At 61.8% G+C, this 22,862-nt stretch carries 18 protein-coding genes; 14 read left to right on the forward strand and 4 right to left on the reverse strand.

The window, feature by feature from the left end:
• Positions 1-105: 105 nt before the first annotated feature.
• The 9 genes from EFD55_RS12755 to EFD55_RS12795 all read left to right on the forward strand — a co-directional run bounded on the left by EFD55_RS12755 (position 106) and on the right by EFD55_RS12795 (position 13,240).
• Entirely contained in the window at positions 106-2,001 is a 1,896-nt protein-coding gene (locus EFD55_RS12755) for an ABC transporter ATP-binding protein (protein WP_125845416.1), read from the forward strand.
• The gene (locus EFD55_RS12760) at positions 1,995-3,902 is read left to right on the forward strand and encodes an ABC transporter substrate-binding protein (protein ID WP_125845417.1); all 1,908 of its coding nucleotides are present in this window, start codon (positions 1,995-1,997) and stop codon (positions 3,900-3,902) included. Before EFD55_RS12755 ends, EFD55_RS12760 begins: the two co-directional genes overlap by 7 nt.
• 3 nt (positions 3,903-3,905) lie before the next feature.
• Complete coding sequence (locus EFD55_RS12765) at positions 3,906-4,904, forward strand: ABC transporter permease (RefSeq protein ID WP_125845418.1); 999 nt, start codon at positions 3,906-3,908, stop codon at positions 4,902-4,904.
• Positions 4,904-6,076, forward strand: coding sequence for an ABC transporter permease (locus EFD55_RS12770; RefSeq protein WP_165504816.1), 1,173 nt, complete (start codon positions 4,904-4,906; stop codon positions 6,074-6,076). The genes EFD55_RS12765 and EFD55_RS12770 overlap by 1 nt, the downstream gene beginning before the upstream one ends.
• A gap of 93 nt (positions 6,077-6,169) precedes the next feature.
• Positions 6,170-7,378 (forward strand): glycosyltransferase family protein, encoded by a 1,209-nt coding sequence (locus tag EFD55_RS12775; RefSeq protein WP_125845420.1) that lies wholly within the window; start codon positions 6,170-6,172, stop codon positions 7,376-7,378.
• A gap of 9 nt (positions 7,379-7,387) precedes the next feature.
• Positions 7,388-8,635 carry a glycosyltransferase gene (locus EFD55_RS12780; RefSeq protein WP_125845421.1) on the forward strand — a complete coding sequence of 416 codons (1,248 nt, stop codon included), beginning with the start codon at positions 7,388-7,390 and terminating at the stop codon, positions 8,633-8,635.
• Positions 8,617-9,777 (forward strand): glycosyltransferase family protein, encoded by a 1,161-nt coding sequence (locus EFD55_RS12785; RefSeq protein ID WP_245438465.1) that lies wholly within the window; start codon positions 8,617-8,619, stop codon positions 9,775-9,777. The genes EFD55_RS12780 and EFD55_RS12785 overlap by 19 nt, the downstream gene beginning before the upstream one ends.
• Before the next feature lie 180 nt (positions 9,778-9,957).
• Positions 9,958-12,672, forward strand: coding sequence for an ABC transporter ATP-binding protein (locus EFD55_RS12790; RefSeq protein WP_125845422.1), 2,715 nt, complete (start codon positions 9,958-9,960; stop codon positions 12,670-12,672).
• A 100-nt stretch (positions 12,673-12,772) separates the two neighbouring features.
• Positions 12,773-13,240, forward strand: a complete 468-nt coding sequence (locus EFD55_RS12795; RefSeq protein ID WP_003563501.1) for a cyclic nucleotide-binding domain-containing protein — start codon at positions 12,773-12,775, stop codon at positions 13,238-13,240.
• 9 nt (positions 13,241-13,249) lie between these two features.
• Here EFD55_RS12795 and EFD55_RS12800 read toward each other — a convergent pair whose 3' ends face one another.
• The 3 genes from EFD55_RS12800 to EFD55_RS12810 all read right to left on the reverse strand — a co-directional run bounded on the left by EFD55_RS12800 (position 13,250) and on the right by EFD55_RS12810 (position 15,461).
• Positions 13,250-13,540 (reverse strand): type II toxin-antitoxin system RelE/ParE family toxin, encoded by a 291-nt coding sequence (locus EFD55_RS12800; protein WP_125845423.1) that lies wholly within the window; start codon positions 13,538-13,540, stop codon positions 13,250-13,252.
• Positions 13,537-13,998, reverse strand: coding sequence for a ParC-related protein (locus EFD55_RS12805; protein ID WP_125845424.1), 462 nt, complete (start codon positions 13,996-13,998; stop codon positions 13,537-13,539). The genes EFD55_RS12800 and EFD55_RS12805 overlap by 4 nt, the downstream gene beginning before the upstream one ends.
• 131 nt (positions 13,999-14,129) lie before the next feature.
• On the reverse strand, positions 14,130-15,461 hold the full coding sequence (locus EFD55_RS12810) for an MFS transporter (RefSeq protein ID WP_125845425.1): 1,332 nt from the start codon (positions 15,459-15,461) through the stop codon (positions 14,130-14,132).
• Between the two features lie 379 nt (positions 15,462-15,840).
• Here EFD55_RS12810 and cyoA point away from each other — a divergent pair, with 379 nt between their 5' ends.
• Genes cyoA through EFD55_RS12835 form a run of 5 tightly spaced genes read left to right on the forward strand, consistent with a single transcriptional unit; the run spans position 15,841 to position 20,881 of the window.
• Positions 15,841-16,971 carry a ubiquinol oxidase subunit II gene (gene cyoA / locus EFD55_RS12815; protein WP_125845426.1) on the forward strand — a complete coding sequence of 377 codons (1,131 nt, stop codon included), beginning with the start codon at positions 15,841-15,843 and terminating at the stop codon, positions 16,969-16,971.
• Between the two features lie 42 nt (positions 16,972-17,013).
• Positions 17,014-19,017: a cytochrome o ubiquinol oxidase subunit I gene (cyoB, locus tag EFD55_RS12820; RefSeq protein ID WP_125845427.1), complete on the forward strand. Its 2,004-nt coding sequence runs from the start codon at positions 17,014-17,016 to the stop codon at positions 19,015-19,017.
• A 5-nt stretch (positions 19,018-19,022) separates the two neighbouring features.
• Positions 19,023-19,643, forward strand: a complete 621-nt coding sequence (gene cyoC, locus EFD55_RS12825; RefSeq protein WP_125845428.1) for a cytochrome o ubiquinol oxidase subunit III — start codon at positions 19,023-19,025, stop codon at positions 19,641-19,643.
• Positions 19,640-20,041, forward strand: a complete 402-nt coding sequence (gene cyoD / locus EFD55_RS12830; protein WP_125845429.1) for a cytochrome o ubiquinol oxidase subunit IV — start codon at positions 19,640-19,642, stop codon at positions 20,039-20,041. The genes cyoC and cyoD overlap by 4 nt, the downstream gene beginning before the upstream one ends.
• A 60-nt stretch (positions 20,042-20,101) precedes the next feature.
• The gene (locus EFD55_RS12835; protein WP_125845430.1) at positions 20,102-20,881 is read left to right on the forward strand and encodes an SURF1 family protein; all 780 of its coding nucleotides are present in this window, start codon (positions 20,102-20,104) and stop codon (positions 20,879-20,881) included.
• Here EFD55_RS12835 and EFD55_RS12840 read toward each other — a convergent pair.
• Positions 20,876-22,804 (reverse strand): hybrid sensor histidine kinase/response regulator, encoded by a 1,929-nt coding sequence (locus EFD55_RS12840; protein ID WP_125845431.1) that lies wholly within the window; start codon positions 22,802-22,804, stop codon positions 20,876-20,878. The genes EFD55_RS12835 and EFD55_RS12840 overlap by 6 nt on opposite strands.
• Between the last annotated feature and the right edge of the window lie 58 nt (positions 22,805-22,862).

A 22,862-nucleotide genomic window follows, 5' to 3' on the forward strand; every position in this document is an offset into this window, starting at 1 on the left:
CGGGACGCGTTGATTTCCCCTGCGATTGTCATCAACTGGACACCCCGTTTGCGGTACGATAGTGTGCCTTAACGGGAACATAGAAGACTGGGGAATTTCATTGGTATGGCGTCTGCGGCCGATTTGTTGCGTATTGAGAATCTCGACGTCTCCTTCTCGGTTTTCGGCGACCGGCTGCGCGTCGTAAAGGAAGCCAATCTCCGCATTCTTCCAGGCAAAGTCACCGCTCTCGTCGGTGAATCCGGCTCCGGCAAATCGGTGATCAGCCAGGCTGTCATGGGCATCCTGCCCAATCCGGCCAAGGCCTCCGGCAGCATCCTCTTCACCGATCCGCTCGACGGTAGCACGACCGATATCCTGTCGCTGCCGCGCGACAGCGAGGAGATGCGCGATCTGCGCGGCCGGCGCATGGCGACGATCTTCCAGGAGCCGATGACCTCGCTCTCCCCGCTGCACACGATCGGCAACCAGATCAGCGAAGTGCTGTTGATCCATACCGAAGCGGACAAGCAGCAGGCGCGTGAAAAAACCGAGGAGATGCTCGGCCTCGTCGGCTTCCCCAATCCGAAGCGCACCTACGACATGTATCCGTTCGAACTGTCAGGCGGCATGCGTCAGCGCGCGATGATCGCCATGGCGCTGATCTGCAAGCCGGCGCTCCTTATCGCCGACGAGCCGACGACAGCGCTCGACGTGACGATCCAGGCGCAGATCCTGGAATTGCTCCGCGACCTGCAGGCCAAGCTTGGCATGGCGATGCTGCTCATCACCCACGATCTCGGCATCGTCGCCAACATGGCCGATGAGGTTGTCGTCATCTATCACGGCGAGATCATGGAGGCCGGTCCAGTCGAGGCGATCTTCCGCAATCCGCAGCATCCCTATCTCAAGGGCCTCATGGCCGCCGTCCCGCATTTCGACATGAAACCCGGCGAACGGCTGAAGGCCTTGCGTGACGTACCGGTCAATCTCGAAACCCTCGTCGGTAAGAAGAAACCGGTACAGGCAGAAGCGCCGGGCGTGCTGCTTTCCGTCACCAACCTCTCGAAGACCTACAAGACACGAAGGCGCGGCTTCTTCGGAAAGCAGGAAGCCGGCGTCGTGCGCGCCGTCGACGATGTCAGTTTCGACATTCGCCGCGGCGAGTGTCTCGGCCTGGTTGGCGAGTCCGGCTGCGGCAAGACCACGGTCAGCAAGATTCTGATGCGCGCCATCACGCCGGATAGCGGAGCCGTGGTGTTCAACGACGGCAAGGATGTGATCGACGTGCTCTCCGTGCGCGGCGACGCGTTGCAGGACATGCGCACCAAGATCCAGATGGTGTTCCAGGATCCCGTCTCCTCGCTTTCGCCGCGCATGACGGTGCGCAACATCCTGAGCGAGCCTCTGGAGATTCACGACCGCGGCGACAGCGCCGAGCGCAAGCGCAAGGTCGAGGGGCTGATGGGCGCCATCGGCCTCGACAAGCGATACCTCAGCCGCTACCCGCACAGCTTCTCCGGCGGCCAGCGCCAGCGCATCGGCATTGCCCGTGCACTCGCCCTCGGCCCGAAGCTCGTCATCCTCGACGAGCCGGTTTCGGCCCTCGACGTCTCCGTCCAGGCGCAAATTCTCAACCTGTTGAAAGACCTGCAGAAGGAGCTGGGGCTCACCTATCTCTTCATCTCGCACAATCTCGCAGTCGTCGATTACGTGGCCGACCGCATCGCGGTGATGTGCAAGGGCCGCATCGTCGAGATCGCACCGCGCGAGATCATCCTGCGCGATCCCGTGCACCCCTATACGAAATCGCTGCTCGCTGCTGTGCCCTTCCCCGATCTCGACCGGCCGCTCGACTTCAAGGCGCTCAGGGAAACCGGCGCCGCCGACAAGCAGAACTGGGGCGCGACCTTCACCGCCGAGCATGACGACGCCTCCGAGCTTGCCTATGCCGACCTCGGCGACGGCCATCTGGTGCGCGCCCGCAAGGGCGCCGATGCCAAGGAGTTACGCGGATGGTGACGCGTCGCATCTTCCTCGGCGGCCTCGTCGGCGCGGCGATCGCGCCCGCGGTGCTGCGGGCCGACCCACTCGGCGAACCGGAATTCCTTAAGGAGCGGCTCGCCGCCGGCAGCCTGCCGCCGATGGCCGAGCGAATTCCCGCCCGCCCGCGCATCGTCAATCTGAAAGAGATGAGGCTCGAACCCGGCGCCTATGGCGGCACGGTGCGCACCATCATCGGCGGCCAGCGCGACATCCGTTTCATGACGATCTACGGCTATGCCCGCCTGGTCGGCTATAACAAGCATCTGCAGTTCCAGCCGGATATCCTGGCCGATTTCCGGTCCGAGGACGACACGGTCTTCACCTTCACGCTGCGCGAGGGCCATAAATGGTCCGACGGTGAGCCGTTCACGGCCGATGATTTCCGCTATTGGTGGGAAGACGTCATCCTGAACGACAAGCTCACGCCTGGCGGCGGCGCGCTGGAGCTCCGCCCGCATGGCAACCTGCCGCGTTTCGAGATGCTCGATCCGCTGACCGTGCGCTACACCTGGGAAAAACCCAACCCGATGTTCCTGCCGACCTTGGCAGGCCCCATACCGCTCGTCATCTTCGGGCCGGCGCATTATCTCAAGCAGTTCCACAAGAAGTTCCAGCCGGACCAGGCGAAGATGGAACAGATGATGCAGGCCAACCGCGTCAAGAAGTGGCAAGACCTGCATATCAAGATGGCGCGTTCCTACCGCCCGGAAAACCCGAACCTGCCGACGCTCGATCCCTGGCGCAATACGACGGCGCTGCCGGCCGAGCAATTCGTCTTCGATCGAAACCCGTTCTTCCATCGCGTCGACGAGACCGGCAGGCAGCTTCCCTATCTCGACCGCTTCATCCTGAATGTCTCCTCCTCGTCGATCATCGCCGCCAAGGCGGGTGCCGGCGAAGCCGACCTGCAGGCGACCGGCATCGATTTCAACGACTACACCTTCCTGAAGGAGGCCGAGAAGCGTTTCCCCGTGAAGGTCGATCTCTGGAAGGTCGCGCGCGGCTCGCGCATCACGCTGCTGCCGAACCTCAACTGCGCCGACGAGCTGTGGCGCGGCCTCTTCCGCGATGTGCGCCTGCGCCGGGCGCTCTCCTTGGCGATCGACCGGCACGAGGTCAACATGGTTGCCTTCTACGGCCTCGGCACGCCAAGTGCTGATACCGTCCTGCCTGACAGCCCGCTGTTCAAGCAGGAATATGCCGACGCCTATGTGAAATTCGATCCCGACGAGGCCAACCGCCTGCTCGACGAGCTTGGGCTGGCCAAACGCGGCGATGACGGCATCCGGCTGCTGCCGGACGGACGACGCGCCGAGATCACCGTCGAGACCGCCGGCGAGAGCAACCTCGATACCGACGTGCTGGAGCTGGTGCACGACCACTGGGCCAATATCGGCCTCGCGCTCTATACCCGCACCTCGCAGCGCGACGTCTTCCGCAACCGTGCCATGAGCGGCACCATCATGATGTCGATCTGGTACGGCCTCGACAACGGCGTGCCGACAGCCGACATGTCGCCCTCCGGTCTTGCGCCGACGCTCGACGATCAGCTGCAATGGCCGCTCTGGGGCATGCACTACCTCTCCGCCGGCCAGGAAGGCACAGCACCCGACCTGCCGGAGGCGGCCGAACTGGTCGATCTGCTCGGCCAATGGGGCTCGACCGCGAAATTCGAGGAGCGCGAGGTGATCTGGCACAAGATGCTGTCGCTCTATACGCAACAGGTCTTCTCGATCGGCCTCATCAACAGCACGCTGCAGCCGATCCTTCGAGCCGCCAAGCTGCAGAACCTGCCTGAGAGAGCGCTCTACGGCTTCGATCCCACCTCCTATCTCGGCGTCTACATGCCGGATACATTCTGGTACAAGGAGGCCTGAGGCGTGCTCAGATACATTCTCTGGCGCATCGCCGCCATGGTCCCGACGCTCTTCGTCATTTCGGCGCTAGTGTTCACCATCATCGAGCTGCCGCCGGGCGACTTCTTCGAGAGCCAGATCGCCGAGCTGCGCGCCTCGGGCGAGACCGCCAATCTCCAGGAAATCGAGGAGATGCGCCAGCAATACGGCTTCGACAAGCCGGAGATCGTGCGCTATTTCTACTGGGTCGGCGGCATGCTGCACGGCGATTTCGGCTATTCCTTCGAATATCAGCTGCCGGTCTCAGACGTGGTCGGCGACCGCCTGTGGCTGACGATCCTCGTCTCCTTCACGACGATCCTGCTGACCTGGTTGATCGCCTTTCCGATCGGCATCTATTCGGCCACCCATCAATATAGCTGGGGCGACTACGGGCTGACCTTCTTCGGCCTGCTCGGCATCGCCATCCCGAACTTCATGCTGGCGCTGATCCTGATGTATTTCGCCAATGTCTGGTTCGGGCTGTCGATCGGCCACCTGATGGACCAGCAATTTCTCAACGCGCCGATGAGCTGGGCAAAGGCGAAGTCGATCCTCGCCCACCTCTGGATCCCGGTCATCATCGTCGGCACGGCAGGGACGGCCGGCATGATCCGGCGGCTGCGCGCCAACCTGCTCGACGAGATGCAGAAGCAATATGTCATGACCGCCCGCGCCAAGGGCATGCAGCCGCTCAAGGCGCTGATCAAATATCCGCTGCGCATGGCGCTCAACTTCTTCATCGCCGATATCGGCTCGATCCTGCCGTCGATCATCTCGGGCGCCGAGATCGTCGCGATCGTGCTGTCGCTGGAAACGACAGGACCAATGCTCATCAAAGCGCTGCAGAGCCAGGACATGTATCTCGCCGGCTCCTTCCTGATGTTCCTGGCCTTCCTCAACGTCATCGGCGTGCTGATCTCCGATATCGCGCTCGGCTTCCTCGATCCCCGCATCCGTCTGCAAGGCAGGAGCACCAAATAATGTCGCCCCTTCCCGCACCCGGAGCACCGCTGCCGCACTACGTCTCGACCGCGCCTTTCGATCCGCACGCGACCGAAACCATGACGGCGGCGCAATCGCGCATCCATCTCGCCTCGCAAAAGCAGCTGATGTGGTGGAAGTTCAAGCAGCACAAGCTGGCCTTGATCTCCGGCATCTTTCTCGCCGTCACCTACCTGATGATCCTGATCGTCGAGTTCCTGGCGCCCTACGGTCTGCACACGCGCAATGTCGATTTCATCCATGCGCCGCCGCAGAGCATCCACTTCTTCGACAAGGGCAGCTTCGTCGGACCCTTCGTCTACGGCCGCAGCATGACGCTCGACATCGACACGCTGCACCGCGTCTACACCGACAAGCCGAATGACGTGCAGCCGATCCGTTTCTTCTGCCGCGGCGATTCCTACAAGTTCTGGGGCTTTGCCGCGTCGGACTATCATCTCGTCTGCCCAGCGATCGGCGGCCAGATGTTCCTGCTCGGCACCGACAGGCTCGGCCGCGACGTTCTCTCGCGCATCCTCTACGGCGCGCGGATTTCGCTGACGATCGGCCTGATCGGCATTTCGATCAGCTTCGTGCTCGGCATCGTCATCGGCGGTCTTGCCGGTTATTGGGGCGGCTTTTTCGATCTCATCGTCCAGCGCCTGATCGAGGTGCTGCAATCGCTGCCGAGCTTGCCGCTATGGATGGCACTGGCGGCCATCATGCCGGTGACGTGGAGCCCGATCGTCATCTATTTCGGCATAACGGTGATCCTCGGCATTATCGACTGGACCGGGCTTGCGCGCGCCGTGCGCTCCAAGCTGCTCGCGCTGCGCGAGGAGGATTACGTGCAGGCCGCACAGCTGATGGGTGCCAGCACGCCGCGCGTCATCGGCCGGCATCTGGTGCCGGGTTTCATGTCGCATCTCATTGCCTCGGCGACGATTTCAATCCCCGGCATGATCCTCGGCGAAACCGCGCTCTCCTTCCTCGGCCTAGGTCTTCGCCCGCCGATCACCAGCTGGGGCATATTGCTGACCGAGGCCAAAAGCGTCAGCGTCATCGCATTCTATCCATGGCTGCTCTATCCGATCATTCCTGTTGTTCTTGTCATTTTGGCGTTCAACTTTCTGGGAGACGGCTTGCGTGATGCGGCAGATCCCTACAAATAGCAGCAAGCACGGTGGAGCTTCCCGGCACCGCCGCCTCGTGGCATCCGGACGGTGGGGGTGCTAAGTATGTCGTTCACCCCAGAGGGAATGCCCATGTCCAGACGTCTCGAAGATGCGCGCATCCTCATGTACAGCCACGACACCTTCGGTCTCGGCCATCTGCGCCGCTGTCGCGCCATCGCCCATGCGCTGGTCGAGGATTATCGCGGCCTCAACATCCTGATCATTTCGGGTGCGACGATCGCCGGCGCCTTCGACTACCGCGCCCGCGTCGACTTCGTGAAGATCCCGAGCGTCATCAAGCTTCGCAACGGCGAATATACGTCGCTCGCGAGCCACATCGACCTGCACGAGACGCTGAAGATGCGCGAATCGAGCATCCGCCACACGGCCGAGACCTTCCAGCCCGATATTTTCATCGTCGACAAGGAGCCGATGGGACTGAAGGGCGAGGTCGAGGATACGCTCGCCTATCTCAAGGCCCGCGGCACCGTCCTGGTGCTCGGCCTGCGCGAGATCATGGACGCGCCGCATCTGCTCGAGGCCGAGTGGAAAAAGAACGGCATCATGCAAAAGATCGACCAATATTACGACAGCGTCTGGGTCTATGGGCCGCCTGACTTTTACGATCCGCTTGTCGGTCTCGACGTGCCGGCGAGCCTGCGCCGGAAGATGGATTTCGTCGGTTTCCTGCAGCGCAGCGTCTCCAAGGGCAAGACTTCGATCAACGCCCGCAAGGACAATTACCTGCTGGTCACGACAGGCGGCGGCGGCGACGGCTCCGATCTCGTCCACGACGTGATGAACGCCTACGAGGCCGATCCGACGCTGACGCAGAAGGCGCTCGTCGTGCTCGGACCTTATATGCCGGCCGCCGAGCGCGCCAAGCTGGTGCAGAAAGGGGAAGCCATCTCCTATATCGAGGTGATCGAGTTCGATAACCACATGGAAGAGCTGATCGATGGCGCCACCGGCGTCGTCGCCATGGGCGGCTACAACACCTATTGCGAGATCCTCTCCTTCGACAAGCCGGCCCTCATCGTGCCGCGCGTCAAGCCACGCGAGGAACAGCTGCTGCGCGCCCAGCGCGCGAGCGAACTCGGCCTCGTCGACATGCTGCTGCCGGAACAATCGGTCGATCCGACGATCATGGCCGAGGCGCTGAAGCGCCTGCCCTCCCGCCTGCCACCGTCGAAGAGCGGCAGCAATATGCATCTCGAAGGGCTGGACCATATCTCGCAGACCGTCGGCCGATGGATCGACGGCCGCGGTAGCCACCTTGCCCTCGTCGGCGCAGAATAGGGCAAAGCCTTGCCGCCACGCCGCAAGATTCTCGTCGTGCTGAAAGGCTACCCCCGCCTTTCGGAAACCTTCATCGCCCAGGAGCTGCTCGGCCTCGAAAAGGCCGGCTTCGATCTCACCCTGATTTCGATGCGCCGGCCGACGGACAAGAAGCGCCATCCCGTGCATGACGAGATCAGGGCGCGCGTCGTCTACCTCCCGGAATATCTGCACGAGGAGCCGATCCGCGTGCTGAAAGGCCTGTTCGCCGGCTTTTCGAAACCCAGCTTCAAGGCGTTGATCAAACGCTTCCTCGCCGACCTCAAGCGCGACATCTCCCGCAACCGCTTCCGCCGCCTTGGCCAGGCGCTGGTGCTCGCGCGCGAATGGCCTGATGGAGGCGAATGGCTGCATGCGCATTTCATCCACACTCCGGCCTCGGTGACGGAATATGCGAGCATCCTGACCGGAACGCCCTGGACCTGTTCGGCCCACGCCAAGGATATCTGGACGTCGCCCGACTGGGAGCTGCACGAAAAGCTCGGAAGTGCGCGCTGGACCGTGACCTGCACGAGGACCGGCTACGAGCATATGCGGACGCTGACACCACGCAAGGAGGCCGTGCACCTGAGTTACCACGGCCTCGATCTTGCCCGTTTCGGCCATTTTGCCGGAGAGCGCTCGGACCGGACCGGCGGCAATCCCGACGATCCCGCCTTCATCCTCAGCGTCGGCCGCGCCGTCGAGAAGAAGGGCTATGACGTGCTGCTGCGCGCGCTGGCGATGCTGCCAGCCGACCTGCACTGGCGCATGGACCATATCGGCGGCGGCGAGGAGCTTACCAAACTGAAGGCTCTGGCCGCCGAACTCGGCCTTTCCCATCGCGTCGTCTGGAAGGGCGCTATGGCGCAGGAAGACGTGCTCGATCATTACCGCCGTGCCGACCTCTTCGCGCTTGCCTGCCGGATCGCCGCCAACGGCGACCGCGACGGCCTGCCGAACGTGCTTGTGGAAGCCTCGAGCCAGCGGCTTGTCTGCCTTTCCACCGAGGTATCCGGCGTGCCGGAACTGCTGAAAAACGGCGAAAACGGTCTTGTCGTGCCGCCTGAGGACCCGGTGCTGCTTGCCCGGGCGCTGGAGGCTGCAATCCGCGATCCGGCACTGCGCAAGCGCCTGGGCGATGCCGCCGAAAACCAGGTGCGCGAACATTTCGACTATCATTCCAGCATCAGACAGCTCGCCGGCCTGTTCGAGGCCGAATGGCAGAAAGCCTCATGACGGCACCGCGCATCTTCTTCTATGTCCAGCACCTGCTCGGCATCGGCCATATCGCCCGCGCCAGCCGCATCGCCAATGCACTTGTCAAAGACGGTTTCGACGTGACCGTCGTGACCGGCGGCCTGCCGGTGCCGGGCTTTCCCGCCGAGGGCATAAAGACCGTGGCCTTGCCGGCGGTCGTTGCCAACGATGCCGGCTTCTCCGGCCTCGCGGATGCCGATGGTCGGCCGGCGGACGAGGCCTTTCTCAATGCCCGCCGCCAGCTGCTGCTTGGCGCCTTCCATGCCGCAAGGCCCGATGTCGTCATCATCGAGGCCTTCCCCTTCGGCCGGCGGCAGATGCGCTTCGAACTGCTGCCGCTGCTCGAGGCGATCGGCAAGGCCGAACCGCGGCCGAAACTCTTGAGTTCGGTGCGCGATATCCTGCAGGAAAACCGCAAGGCCGGCCGCGACGCGGAGACCGTCGCGCTGGTCAGGGATCATTTCGATGCCGTGCTTGTCCACGGCGATCCCGGTTTCATCAGGCTCGAAGATACTTTCCCGCTGACACCCGGGATTGCCGACAGGCTGCGTTATACCGGCCTCGTCGCAGCTCCGCCGGCGCCGGAACCGACCGAGACATTCGATATCATCGCCTCGGCGGGTGGCGGCGCTGTCGGCGCCGAACTGATCGGCGCGGCAAAGGCGGCAGCGGCGATGCTACCCGCCGCTCTTCGCTGGCTGCTGATATCGGGACCGAACCTGCCGGAGGCCGATTTTGCCGCACTGTCGCGCGATGTCGCCCAGAACGTGACTCTGGTGCGCTTCCGCAAGGATTTTCCTTCGCTGTTGCGCGGCGCAAAAGTTTCGATCTCGCAAGCGGGCTACAACACGGTCGGCGACCTGCTGCGCACAGAATGCCGGGCGATCCTCATCCCCTTCGTCGCCGGCGGCGAGACAGAGCAGACGGTGCGCGCCGAACGGCTGCAGGCGCTCGGCCTCGCCGACATCCTGCCGGAAAAAGGGCTGACGCCTGATCATGTGAAAGAAGCTGTCGAAACGGCGCTCGCAGCGCCGCGACGGGGGCCGGTATTGCTCGATCTCGACGGGGCGGAGAAAACGGCTGCCATCATTCGCTCCATGATTGCCGAATCGCTCGCCTAATCCAAAATTCCTGTGATATAAGCAATGTTCCGGCGAGAATCGGCATTTTTGCAGCCGGTCGCTTCGCCTTGTTTTCATTGCGATATCGGCGGTCCGCTGCATGGTCCTGTTCCCAGAACTCCTCCCACCCCGGCGCCCGGATCGCACCCCCGGAATTTCCCAGCAAGCTGACGGTTAGCCATGGAAAAAAGCCTCGCCCGCTACATCTGGAAGAACACGCGGCTGCAGCAGCTGTGGATCCTGGCTGTCGTCGCCGCCTCGATGATCCCCTATTTCCTGTCCTTCGACTTGCCGAAGCAGATCGTCAACGGACCGATTCAAGGCGACGGCTTCGAAGGTCCCGGCGCAACGCAGACCTTCATGCACATCCGCTATGACATACCGCTGATCGGCCATGTCGAATTCTTTCAAGGCCTGCAGCTCAACCGCTTCCAGATGCTGATGGCCCTCAGCCTGGTGTTTCTGACGCTTGTGGTGCTGAACGGTCTCTTCAAATTCTATATCAACACCTATAAGGGGCGGCTCGGCGAACGCATGCTGCGCCGCATCCGCTTCGAGCTCATCGACCGGGTGCTGCGGTTCCCGCCCGCCCATTTCAAGCGGGTGAAATCGGCCGAGATCGCCACCATGATCAAGGACGAGGTTGAGCCGATGGGCGGCTTCACCGGCGACGCCTTCGTCTCGCCTGCCCTTCTCGGCGGCCAGGCGATCACGGCGCTCGCCTTCATCATCATCCAGAATTTCTGGCTCGGCATGATCGCCGCCGGCATCGTCGGCGTGCAAGCTGTCGTCATTCCCCGCATGCGCAAGCGCCTGCTGGACCTCGGTCGCCAGCGGCAGCTGACGGCGCGCGAGCTTTCCGGCCGCGTCGGCGAAATCGTCGACGGCATCGGCACGATCCACGGCAACGACACATCAAACCTCGAACGCGCCGACATCGCCTCGCGGCTCGGCCGCATCTTCTCGATCCGCTACGACCTGTACCAGTGGAAGTTCCTGGTAAAGTTCATCAACAACTTCCTCGCCCAGGTGACGCCTTTCCTGTTCTATGCGATCGGCGGCTACCTGGCGCTGCAAGGCAGACTCGACATCGGCCAGCTCGTCGCCGTCATATCGGCCTACAAGGACCTGCCCGGCCCGCTGAAGGAATTGATCGACTGGGACCAGATGCGCCAGGACGTGCAGGTGAAGTACCAGCAGGTCTACGAGCAGTTTAACGTCGAACCGCTGATCGACAGCCGCATCCAGGAATTGGCGATCGCCCCAGTCGGTGCGCTGACGAGCGCCCTCGTCGTCACCAACCTGACGCTCTCCGACGACAGCGGCGCCCGCCTCGTCGACCACGTCTCCGTCGAAATCAAGCCGAACGAGACGGTGGCGATCGTCGGTCCGAACGGCAGCGGCGCCGAAGCCTTCGCCGAGGCGCTTGGACGCATGATCTGGCCGGATTCCGGCCGCATCACCATCGACGGTCGCGATCTCCTGGATCTGCCGGAATCGATCACCGGCCGGCGCATTTCCTATGCCTCCGCCGACACTTTCTTCTTCCATGGCACGCTGGCGAGCAACCTGCTCTACGGCCTCAAGCACGCGCCGATGACCGACCCCGTCTACGACGAGAGGGAAGCGCTGGAATATAAATGGCATTCCGTCGAGGCGACGAAGGCCGGCAATCCGACGCTCGACCTCAACAGCGACTGGGTGGACTACAAGGCCGCCGGCGCCAACGGGCCCGAGGACCTGCTGAAAGCGATCCGGCCGGTGCTCGACGCCGTGCTGATCTCGCAGGACATTCTCGATCTGGCGCTGCGCTCGACCGTCAATACCGACGTGCATGTGGCCGTCAGCGACCATGTCGTCGCATTGCGCTCCGCGCTCAGAGACCGGCTGCGCGACGAAGGGCTCGACACGATCGTCGTGCCTTTCGATTTCGACGCCTACAACGCCCAGGCGACGGTTGGCGAAAACCTGCTCTTCGGCACGATGAAGCGGCCTTTGATGACCAATCGCAGGCTTGCCGCCCACCCCTACTTCCAGCAGCTCTTCCGCCAGACCGGCCTCAGCACGGACCTCTACGCCATGGGCCTCGAGATCGCCGAGAACGCGGTGGAACTCTTCCACGACCTGCCGCCGGACCATCCCTTCTTCCAGCAGCTGACCTTCATGACGGCGGACGACATTCCGACCTACCAGGCGTTGCTGCAGAAGCTGCAAAGCCGCCGCTTCGAGGATGCCACGCCGGAGGAGCGCTCGGCCATCATCCGGCTGAGCTTCGCCTATATCGAACCCCGCCACCGCTTCGGCTTGCTGACGAATGAGCTGATGGACAAGATCGTCAGCGCCCGCAAGCAGTTCCACGAGCATATTCCGACCGATCTCGCCGAGTTGATCGAGCGCTACGACGCCGAGCGTTTCACCCCTTCGGCAAGCCTGATGGACAATGTGCTCTTCGGCCGCATTGCCTATCAGCAGGCCGACGCCTCCGACCGCATCCGCGCCATCATGGGCGAGCTCTTCGATGCGCTCGACCTCTATGACGACGTGCTGTCGATCGGCCTGGAATTCGATGTCGGTTCCGGCGGCAAGCGGCTGACCATGGTACAGCGGCAGAAGCTGAATCTTGCCCGGGCGCTTCTGAAGCGCTCGGACTATTTCATCTTCAACCGGCCGCTGTCGGCGCTCGACCAGCGTGTTCAGGATCAGATCACCCGCAACATCATCGAGGACCTGCACGAGGAGGGCGACCGGCCGGCCATCGTCTGGGTGCTGACCAACGCCCGGCTGGCCGAAGTGTTCGACCGGATCCTGCTCTTCGATCGCGGCGGATTGGCGGAGGCAGGAAACTATCCGGAACTTTCCGAGAAAAACGGTATGTTCAAGGAACTGTTATCGTAATATTCTATTGGGGCGGCAAAGGAGGCGTTCCCGGTGGGACGCCCCGGAGTTTTGAAGACGCCTGGTCCCAGGGACCATGCGGCAGGGGGTTAAAACGCTCATGCTGTTGAGAGACGAAGTCGAAATGCTGCGACGGGTGCCGATCTTTTCGAGGATTGCACCAGCAAAGCTCAAGCTTTTGGCCTTCACCTCCGATCGTATGACCTACAAGGCCGGGCAGAACCTTTTCCATCAGGGCGATGTCGGCGACGCCGCCTATGTCATTCTTTCAGGCACTGCCGATATCATCGTCTCCTCGCCGGCGGGCGAGATCAAGGTCGCCGATGTCGAACTTAATTCCATCGTCGGCGAGATCGCCATTCTCTGCGATGTCTCGCGCACGGCAACGGTGCGCGCCACCTCGCCGCTCGAGGTGCTGCGCATCAGCAAGGAGCATTTCCTGAAGTTGCTCAGCGACTTCCCGGAGATGGCCGTCGAAATTATGCGGGTGCTGGCCGACCGCCTGAACCACACCACAGCGGAGCTGACCGCAGCCCGCGCGGCAAAGCAGCCGCAGATGGCGCAGTAGGAATTCTCTTCAGGATTTTGGCGGCCATTTCTGCGCACCGTGAAGAAGGCGCAGTATTTCCACCTTCTGTGCTTTTTTGTCGATGCGATAGATCAGCAGAAATGCAGTGCGGGGAATGACCAATTCCCGCGTTCCGTCGAGGCGACCGCGGCGTCCTGCTTCAGGGTGATCGGCGAGCATTCTGGCCTGATCTCGGATGACATCATCCAATGCGATTGCAGCCTTTGGATTTTGGGCGAAGATGTGCCGGATCTGCCCTTCTCGATCCAAAAGAGCCTGCTGCAGCCATTTGACGATCAAGCCTTATCTCCGGATTCCAGCTGCGCGAGCAGTTCGGCTCGAAGCTTTTCCATTCGCTCTTCGGCATCCTGCGCTTCGATCCAGATCGCGTTCGGATCGTCGGCTTCCCGGATCGCTTCCTCGACCTGTTCGCGGAACCACTTGTCGTATTCCGCCGCCTCATGGGTGCGACGCAGAGCTGCGGCCCGGTCCGGCCGCGCTGCCGTCTCAGGAGCGTAGTCGGCGGCATCGACATCGAACTGCGAGATGCCAACATCTCTGAGATAGGAAACCAAGGTATCCATGCGCTTGAACACGCGCACCTGCCGGCTGCGTTGGGCCGCGAGCGGGCGCTCGGCCTTGCCGTAGCGGATGACGACGGACCAGCCGCCGGTTTTGCCGACGACATGAGCGGCATTGACCGCTCCTGCTTCGACAAGGCGGGAAAGGGTCGAATGATCGATGGTTTCCGCGGTCATGACATATCCTCGTACAGCTCAATTAGGATATGCATTTAATTATAGATTGCAATGCGTTCAATAATTGAAACTGCGGTCCGGAAACAAAAACCTGCATGGTATCCCATGCAGGTCCGTGTGTTCAAATCAGCCTACTCGCGCTGTTCCAGCGCCTTGCTGAAGGCGAGCGCTGCCAGCGTGCAGATCGCGCCGGACAGCAGGTAGTAGCCGACGAAGGTCAGGCCGAAACGGCTGGAGAGGCTGAGCGCCACCAGCGGCGCAAAGCCGGCGCCGACCAGCCAGGCAAGATCCGAGGTGAAGGCGGCGCCCGTGTAGCGATAGCCGCGGCCGAAACGCGACGAGATCGAGCCCGTCGCCTGGCCGAAGGAAAGGCCGAGCACGCCGAAGCCGATGATGACGAAAGCATCATGGCCACTGTTACCCGACGCGATTAGGATCGGTCCGACGAAGCTGAAGACGGCGATGATGACGGCGCAGATGGCAAGCTGGGCGCGCCGGCCGATGCGGTCGGCGATCAGGCCCGAGGCGATGATGGTGACGATGCCGACGATGGCGCCGACCACCTGCACCACCATGAAGGCGCCGATCGGCTGATTGCCGTAGAGGCTCATCCAGCCGAGCGGGAAGATGGTGACGAGGTGGAACATGGCAAAGCTCGCAAGCGGCACGAAGGCGCCGATCAGGATGTCGCGGCCGTGAACGCGCAGCACCTCGAGGATGGGCGCTGCTTCCAGCTCGTGCTGCTCCAGCAGCGTGCCGAATTCCTTGGTCATGACGAGCCGCAAACGCGCAAACAGCGCCACGACGTTGATCGCGAAGGCGACGAAGAAGGGATAGCGCCAGCCCCAGGAGAGGAAATCCTCACTGGAAAGATTGGCGACGAAATACCCAAACAGGATGCTTGCCAGCGCAAAGCCAATCGGCGCGCCGAGCTGCGGGATCATCGCGTACCAGCCGCGATGCTTGGCCGGGGCATTGAGCGCGAGCAGCGAAGCGAGACCGTCCCAGGCTCCGCCGAGCGCAAAACCTTGGCCAAGACGGAAGAGCGCCAGCAACGCAATCGACCACACGCCGATCTCCTCGTAACCCGGCAGGAAGGCGATCGAAGCTGTGGAGCCGCCGAGCAGGAAGAGCGCGATCGTCAGCTTGGTGCCGCGGCCGTACATCCGGTCGATCGTCATGAAGACGACGGAGCCGACCGGGCGGGCCAGGAAGGCGAGCGAAAAGATGGCGAAGGAATAGAGCGTCGCCGTCAGCCTGTCCGGGGCGAAGGGAAAGATCAGCTGTGGAAAGACCAGGACCGAGGCGAGGCCGTAGACGAAGAAATCGAAGAATTCCGACATGCGGCCGATCACCACGCCGACAGCGATGCTGCCCGGCGAAACCGGCTTGTCGTCGTGAATACGTCGTGCGTCGCGTTCCAGCGATGACGACGACGGTCCATAATGCGATGCTGTTGCCATAAAACGCCTCCCTCGTTGAAGCGCTTTCGGCAAGGCGCCTCAGCTTGATCTTGATCAAACCTGCAGGCTTATCAAGTCCGTAAGACGTAAATAGTTCATCATCCCGGCTCAAAATGAGGCGTGGACGGGGAAAATAGCGTGATCGGGATCGCGATTTTCCCATGGGAATGCTGGCCTGCCCGGGTCTTACGGATATATTGGTTGAAACATGCGCTCGCAAAGGAATCCTTCTTGATTTCATCAGGATTTCATAGCTGTAGTGCAACACGATTTGTGCCGCACTGCGGCACACTTGCTGCACTGCGACCAAACACCTCATGTCGCTATCAGGTTCAGTGCTTTAGTCGCGGAACGAACGAAACAACAAGAGCTTAGAGACGTGCCAAAACTCGTGAAGTTTTCCCGCCTTCTATCCGTCTTGCCGCTGCTTTTCCTGGCAGGATGCAACATGGTGGTCATGGCGCCTTCCGGCGACATCGCCATGCAACAGCGCGATCTCATCGTCATCTCGACGGTGCTGATGCTGCTGATCATCATTCCGGTGATCTTCCTGACGCTGTTCTTTGCCTGGCGCTACCGCCGCTCCAACACAGCCGCGACTTACGACCCGGAATGGCACCATTCGACCCGCCTTGAAATCGTGATCTGGGCAGCCCCCCTTGCTATCATCATCGCGCTCGGGGCCGTCACCTGGATTTCCACGCACAAGCTCGATCCCTATCGTCCGCTCGACCGTCTCGATGCCGAGCGCGCCATTCCGGCAGATACCAAGCCGCTGACCGTCGAGGTCGTGGCGCTCGACTGGAAGTGGCTGTTCTTCTATCCCGAGCTCGGTATTGCCACAGTCAACGAACTGGCGGCACCCGTCGACATGCCGATCAATTTCAAGATCACCGCCTCCTCGGTGATGAACTCCTTCTACATTCCCGCCCTTGCCGGCCAGATCTACGCCATGCCAGGCATGGAAACGAAACTGCACGCCGTCATCAACCGGGAGGGCGAGTATGAGGGCTTCTCCGCCAATTACAGCGGCGCAGGCTTCTCACACATGCGCTTCAAGTTCCACGGCCTGAATCAGCAGGGATTTGATGCCTGGGTGGCGCAGGTCAAGCAGCAGGGCACGATGCTCAACCGCGACGCCTATCTGAAGCTCGAGAAGCCGAGCGAAAAGGAACCGGTGCGTTACTATGCCGGCGCCGATGCCGATCTTTACAACGCCATCCTCAATATGTGCGCGACGCCGGGCAAGATGTGCATGAACGAGATGATGCACATCGACATGATGGGCGGCGGCGGCAAGGAAAGCGCTGAGAACCGCGAGAAGCTGCAATACGACAACCGCCATGCCGACGAAGGCGAGGCGGCGCCTGCGGCCACCGTGCCGGCAACCGGCAGCATGCAGCATGACATGCCCGGCATGCCTGGAATGGACATGCAGCATGAGGGCCATTCCATGCCCGGCATGAGCAATGGCGCCGATCCCGCGCCGGCGCAGCTCAACAACAATTAACCTGGCGCTTTGCGTCGCAAGACATAATGAACGGGTTGTTCCATGTTTTCCAATCCTGACCTCCTGAAGTTGATCTTCGGCCGGTTGAACCTCGATGCCATCCCCTATCACGAGCCGATCCTGGTCGTGACTTTCATCGGCGTCGTCATTGGCGGCCTCGCCGTGCTTGGCGCCATCACCTATTTCAAGTTCTGGGGTCCGCTCTGGCACGACTGGATCTGCAGCGTCGATCACAAGAAGATCGGCATCATGTATGTGATCCTGGCCGTCATCATGCTGTTGCGCGGCTTTTCCGACGCGATCCTAATGCGCATCCAGCAGGCGATCGCCTTCAACGGTTCGGAGGGCTACCTGCCGCCGCACCATTACGACCAGGTCTTCACCGCCCACGGCGTCATCATGATCTTCTTCGTGGCGATGCCCTTCGTCACCGGCTTGATGAACTTCGTTGTGCCGCTGCAGATCGGTGCGCGCGACGTCTCCTTCCCCTTCCTCAACAACTTCTCTTTCTGGATGACGACCGCCGGCGCGATCATCATCATGCTGTCGCTCTTCATCGGCGAGTTCGCCCAGACCGGCTGGCTTGCCTACCCGCCGCTGTCTGGCGCTGCCTACAGTCCTGGTGTCGGCGTCGACTATTATATTTGGGGCCTGCAGGTGGCCGGCGTCGGAACGACGCTTTCGGGCATCAACCTGATCGCCACCATCGTCAAGATGCGTGCTCCAGGCATGACCTTCATGAAGATGCCGGTCTTCACCTGGACGGCACTCTGCACCAACGTGCTCATCGTCGCCTCCTTCCCGATCCTGACGGCCACGCTCGCGCTGCTGTCGCTCGACCGTTATGCGGGAACGAACTTCTTCACCAACGACCTCGGCGGCAATCCGATGATGTACATCAACCTCATCTGGATCTGGGGTCATCCGGAGGTCTACATCCTCGTGCTGCCGGCCTTCGGCATCTTCTCGGAAGTGGTCGCCACCTTCTCCGGCAAGCGCCTGTTCGGTTATGCCTCCATGGTCTACGCCACCTGCGTGATCATGATCCTGTCCTACATCGTCTGGCTGCACCACTTCTTCACGATGGGCTCGGGCGCCAGCGTCAACTCCTTCTTCGGCATCACCACGATGATTATCTCCATCCCGACGGGGGCGAAGATATTCAACTGGCTCTTCACCATGTATCGCGGCCGCATCCGCTTTGAGGTGCCGATGCTGTGGACGGTCGGCTTCATGGTGACTTTCGTCATCGGCGGCATGACCGGCGTCATGCTGGCCGTGCCGCCGGCCGACTTCGTGCTGCACAATTCGCTGTTCCTCATCGCCCACTTCCACAATGTCATCATCGGCGGCGTTCTCTTCGGCATGTTCGCCGGCGTGAATTACTGGTTCCCGAAGGCTTTCGGCTTCAAGCTCGATCCCTTCTGGGGCAAGATGAGCTTCTGGTTCTGGCAGATCGGCTTCTGGTTCGCCTTCATGCCGCTTTATGTGCTCGGCCTGATGGGTGTCACCCGCCGCATGAGTCAGTTCGAGGATCCGTCGCTGCAGATCTGGTTCATCATCGCCGCCTTCGGCGTCGGCCTGATCGCGCTTGGCATTGCCAGCTTCCTGATCCAGATCGTCGTCAGCTTCATGAAGCGCGAGGAATTGCGCGATGACAGCGGCGATCCCTGGGACGGCCGTACGCTGGAATGGTCGACTTCCTCGCCGCCGCCGGACTACAATTTCGCCCTCACGCCTGTCGTGCACGACCATGACAGCTGGTACGACATGAAGAACCGCGGCTACGAACGCCCGCTCGGCGGCTTCAAGCCGATCCATATGCCGAAAAACACCGGCACCGGTGCGATCCTGTCCGCCATCAGCGTCGCGCTCGCCTTCGGCATGATCTGGTACATGTGGTGGCTGGTCATCATCTCCGTCGTCGCCCTGCTGGTCGTCGCGATCGGCCATACCTTCAACTACGGACGCGACTTCTATATCCCCGCCGAAGAAGTGACCGAAACGGAAGGCAAGCGCACCACGCTGCTTGCCGAGCAGGTGTAATGACCATGAGCGATCAAACTATCGACACGGCCGAAAAGCCTGAATTCTACCTGACGGAAGATCATCATCCGGAGAACAGCACCAATCTCGGCTTCTGGCTCTACCTGATGAGCGACTGCCTGATCTTCGCGGTGCTGTTTGCGACTCACGGCGTGCTCGGCCGCAATTATGCCGCCGGTCCATCGCCGGCCGTTCTCTTCGATCTGCCGATCGTTGCCCTCAACACCTCGATGCTGCTCTTCTCCTCGATCACCTACGGCTTCGCCATGCTGCAGATGGAGCGGAACGCAAAGGCGGAAACGCTGTTCTGGCTCGCCGTCACCGGCCTGTTCGGCGCAGCCTTCATCGGGCTCGAGCTCTACGAGTTCATCCACCTGATCCATGAAGGCGCCGGGCCGACGCGCAGCGCCTTCCTTTCCTCCTTCTTCACGCTCGTCGGCACGCACGGGCTGCACGTCACCTTCGGCATCATCTGGCTGATCACGCTCATGGTGCAGGTCTCGATGCACGGGCTGATCGAGGCCAACCGCCGCCGGCTGATGTGCCTTTCGATGTTCTGGCATTTCCTTGACGTCGTCTGGATCGGCGTCTTTTCCTTCGTCTATCTGCTGGGAGTTCTCGGATGAGTTCGCAAGCACCTGTACATGAGGATGCCCACGAGGCTCATCACGGCCACAGCCATGGCCATCAGGCCGGCCACGGCACCTTCCGCAGCTATATGACGGGCTTCGTGCTCTCCATCATTCTGACCGCCATCCCCTTCTGGCTGGTCATGTCAGGCGTAATCGCGAGCCCGACGTTGACGGCGGTGCTGGTGATGGGCCTCGGCGCGATCCAGATCGTCGTTCATATGGTCTTCTTCCTGCACATGAACCCCAGGAGCGAGGGCGGCTGGACGATGATGGCGCTGATTTTCACCATCGTCATCGTCGCCATTGCGCTCTCCGGCTCGCTCTGGGTCATGCATCATCTCAATACCAATATGATGCCGATGAGCCCCGAGATGATGAAGAACATGCCGTAACCATGACGAAAGGGCGGCGGCAGCGCCGCCCGTAGCGGTTCAGCCCAGAACGGGTTCACCATGAGCGAGGCTCCCTCGGAAAAATCGGAAAGGCGGCGTTACCAGGTAAAACGCGCGATCTTCGCCGTCTGCCTGATATTGCTTGCCGCCGCACTCGCAACGCTCGGCACGTGGCAGGTGCAGCGCCTCGCCTGGAAACGCGACCTCATTGCTCGCGTCGACCAGCGCGTGCATGCGGCACCCGTGCCGGCCTCGGGAAGCGCGGACTGGAACAATGTCAATGCCGCCAACGACGAATATCGGCGGGTAACCGCAGTGGGGATACTGGCGAACGACAAGGAGACGCTGGTCTTTGCCTCGACCGCGCTTGGCCCGGGTTACTGGGTGATGACGCCGCTAAGGCTTGCCGACGGTACCTCAATCCTCGTCAATCGCGGCTTCGTGCCGACCGATCGGCGTGATCCGGCCTCGCGCCGCGAGGGTCAACCGTCAGGCGCGGTCGAAATCACCGGGCTGATGCGAATGACCGAGCCGAAGGGCTCGCTGCTGCAATCCAACAACCTCGCCGCCGACCGCTGGTATTCTCGCGATGTCGCCGCGATCGCTGAAAAGCGCGGCGTCAGTGCGGTCGCGCCCTTTTTCATCGACGCGGATGCCGCTCCCAACCCGGGCGCCCTGCCGGTCGGCGGACTCACGATCATCCACTTCCCCAACAACCATCTCGTCTATGCGATCACCTGGTACGGGCTGGCGGCGATGGTGCTGATATTGCTGGTGTTCATTCTTCGCAGCGAGAGGGGTAGCCGAGGTCCGGGAGAACGCTCACCGAACCGCTTATGAGGCGACCCGGCTGATCGCGTCGGCGAGTTGCGCCTGCGAAAAGGGCTTGCCGAGACGAGGCAGGTTTATCACACCGGCGCCCTCTGGAAGCTCGGCGTAACCGGTTGCGAGGATGATCGGCATTTCAGGCCATTCGTCGCGGATCGCCTGGGCGAGTTGCGTGCCCGTCATACGCGGCATGGCGTGGTCGCAAATCACCAGGTCGACCTGTTGCTTATGCAGGATGTCGAGAGCCTCGGAGCCGGCCATCGCCTCGAACACGGTATGGCCGAGATCCTCGAGCATCAGTGTCGTATTCATCAGGACCAGGCCGTCGTCATCGACAGCGAGGACGCGCAGGCTGTCCGGCGCGCTTTGCTCACGCTGCGGCAACTCGGCAGTTATTTCGGTCCCCCGTTCGACAATGGCGACCGGAAACCACAATTCGACCGTCGTGCCTTCGCCTGGCTTGCTCTTCAGGAAAAGGCGGCCGCCGGACTGGGTCGTCAGCCCCTGCACCATGGACAGGCCGAGGCCGGTGCCCTTGCCGACACCCTTGGTGGTGAAGAACGGGGTGACCGCCTGCTCGAGCGTCTTTGCATCCATGCCCTCGCCTTCGTCCGTTATCGCGATGCGGACGTAGCGGCCGGGTGACAGCGGGCTCTTGCTGGGCGGCGCCGGCTCCTCGGAAGCGCGCAGGACGATCCGGCCGCCGGATGGCATGGCATCGCGAGCGTTGACGACGAGGTTCAGGATGGCCATCTCCAGCTGGTTCGGATCGGTCAGGATCGTCGGCAGCCGGACCGGGAAAGACGTGTCGATTACGGTGAGGGGGCCGAGCGAGCGGCTCAGCATATCCATCATGCCGCGAACCAGGCCGGAGACGTCGATCGGCTCCACATGCAGTTCCTGCCGTCGGGAAAAGGCGAGCATGCGCTGCGTCAAGGCTGCGCCGCGCTGGGCGCCCTGCATGGCGTTGTCGACCAGCGACGTCAGCGAGAGATCCTGCGGCATACGTTTCTTCAGGATTTCGAGGCTGCCGAGCACGGCCATCAGCAGGTTGTTGAAATCATGGGCGATGCCGCCGGTCAATTGACCGATCGCCTCCATCTTCTGCGACTGGAAGAGCTCTTCGCGAGCCTGGTCCAGCGCCCTCTGGGTCTCCATCTTCTCGGTGATATCACGGGTGATCTTCGCGAAACCAAGCACATCTCCGTCATCGTCCCGGATGACGTCGATGACGACGCTGGCCCAGAAACGGGTGCCATCCTTGCGGACGCGCCAACCCTCCCTCTCGAACCGGCCCTCGGCGCGCGCGACCTTGAGCGCGGTATCAGGCACACCGGCTTCCCGGTCCTCCGGCGTATAGAAGGTCGAGAAATGCCGACCGATGATTTCCTGCGGCCGATAGCCCTTGATACGCTCGGCGCCGAAATTCCAGCTGCTGACATTGCCCTCGGGATCGAGCATATAGATCGCATAGTCCGAAACGCCCTGAATGAGCCGGCGGAACTGCTCCTCGCTCTGGCGGATCGCGTTTTCGGCCGCTCTGCGCTCGGTCAGGTCGCGGGTGATCTTGGCAAAGCCGATGAGTTCGCCGGAGGGATGGCGGATCGGGTCGATGATCACATGGGCCCAAAAGCGGCTGCCATCCTTGCGCTGGCGCCAGCCCTCGCCCTCGAATCGGCCGGTCTCCTTTGCCGTGGCGAGAGCCCGCTCGGGAATTCCCGCGGCGCGGTCCTCCTCCAGATAGAAACGGGAAAAATGCTCACCCAGAATTTCGGAAGGCTTGTAACCCTTGAACCGCTGCGCGCCGGTATTCCAGCTGGTTATGATGCCTTCGGGGCTCAGCATATAGATAGCGTAGTCGGTGATGGCATCGACCAGAAGGCGAAAGCGTCCCTCTTCGGTAAGAGACGTATCATGTCGATTTAACGCTTCCATCGGCCCCTCTAAGTCACCAGCGCTCTATAACGCGGCGACGGGCAGATGGTTCCGACAA

Origin of the sequence: Rhizobium pisi (assembly GCF_003938655.1) — a bacterium.
Lineage (GTDB): Bacteria > Pseudomonadota > Alphaproteobacteria > Rhizobiales > Rhizobiaceae > Rhizobium > Rhizobium pisi.

Bases quoted from the DNA above. Each gene is read 5' to 3' on its own strand.
- EFD55_RS12755 (WP_125845416.1), top strand. From the start codon at position 106: ATGGCGTCTGCGGCCGATTTGTTGCGTATTGAGAATCTCGACGTCTCC.
- EFD55_RS12760 (WP_125845417.1), top strand. From the start codon at position 1,995: ATGGTGACGCGTCGCATCTTCCTCGGCGGCCTCGTCGGCGCGGCGATC.
- EFD55_RS12770 (WP_165504816.1), top strand. From the start codon at position 4,904: ATGTCGCCCCTTCCCGCACCCGGAGCACCGCTGCCGCACTACGTCTCG.
- EFD55_RS12775 (WP_125845420.1), top strand. From the start codon at position 6,170: ATGTCCAGACGTCTCGAAGATGCGCGCATCCTCATGTACAGCCACGAC.
- EFD55_RS12785 (WP_245438465.1), top strand. From the start codon at position 8,617: ATGGCAGAAAGCCTCATGACGGCACCGCGCATCTTCTTCTATGTCCAG.
- EFD55_RS12790 (WP_125845422.1), top strand. From the start codon at position 9,958: ATGGAAAAAAGCCTCGCCCGCTACATCTGGAAGAACACGCGGCTGCAG.
- EFD55_RS12795 (WP_003563501.1), top strand. From the start codon at position 12,773: ATGCTGTTGAGAGACGAAGTCGAAATGCTGCGACGGGTGCCGATCTTT.
- EFD55_RS12805 (WP_125845424.1), bottom strand. From the start codon at position 13,998: ATGACCGCGGAAACCATCGATCATTCGACCCTTTCCCGCCTTGTCGAA.
- EFD55_RS12810 (WP_125845425.1), bottom strand. From the start codon at position 15,461: ATGGCAACAGCATCGCATTATGGACCGTCGTCGTCATCGCTGGAACGC.
- cyoB (WP_125845427.1), top strand. From the start codon at position 17,014: ATGTTTTCCAATCCTGACCTCCTGAAGTTGATCTTCGGCCGGTTGAAC.
- cyoC (WP_125845428.1), top strand. From the start codon at position 19,023: ATGAGCGATCAAACTATCGACACGGCCGAAAAGCCTGAATTCTACCTG.
- cyoD (WP_125845429.1), top strand. From the start codon at position 19,640: ATGAGTTCGCAAGCACCTGTACATGAGGATGCCCACGAGGCTCATCAC.
- EFD55_RS12835 (WP_125845430.1), top strand. From the start codon at position 20,102: ATGAGCGAGGCTCCCTCGGAAAAATCGGAAAGGCGGCGTTACCAGGTA.
- EFD55_RS12840 (WP_125845431.1), bottom strand. From the start codon at position 22,804: ATGGAAGCGTTAAATCGACATGATACGTCTCTTACCGAAGAGGGACGC.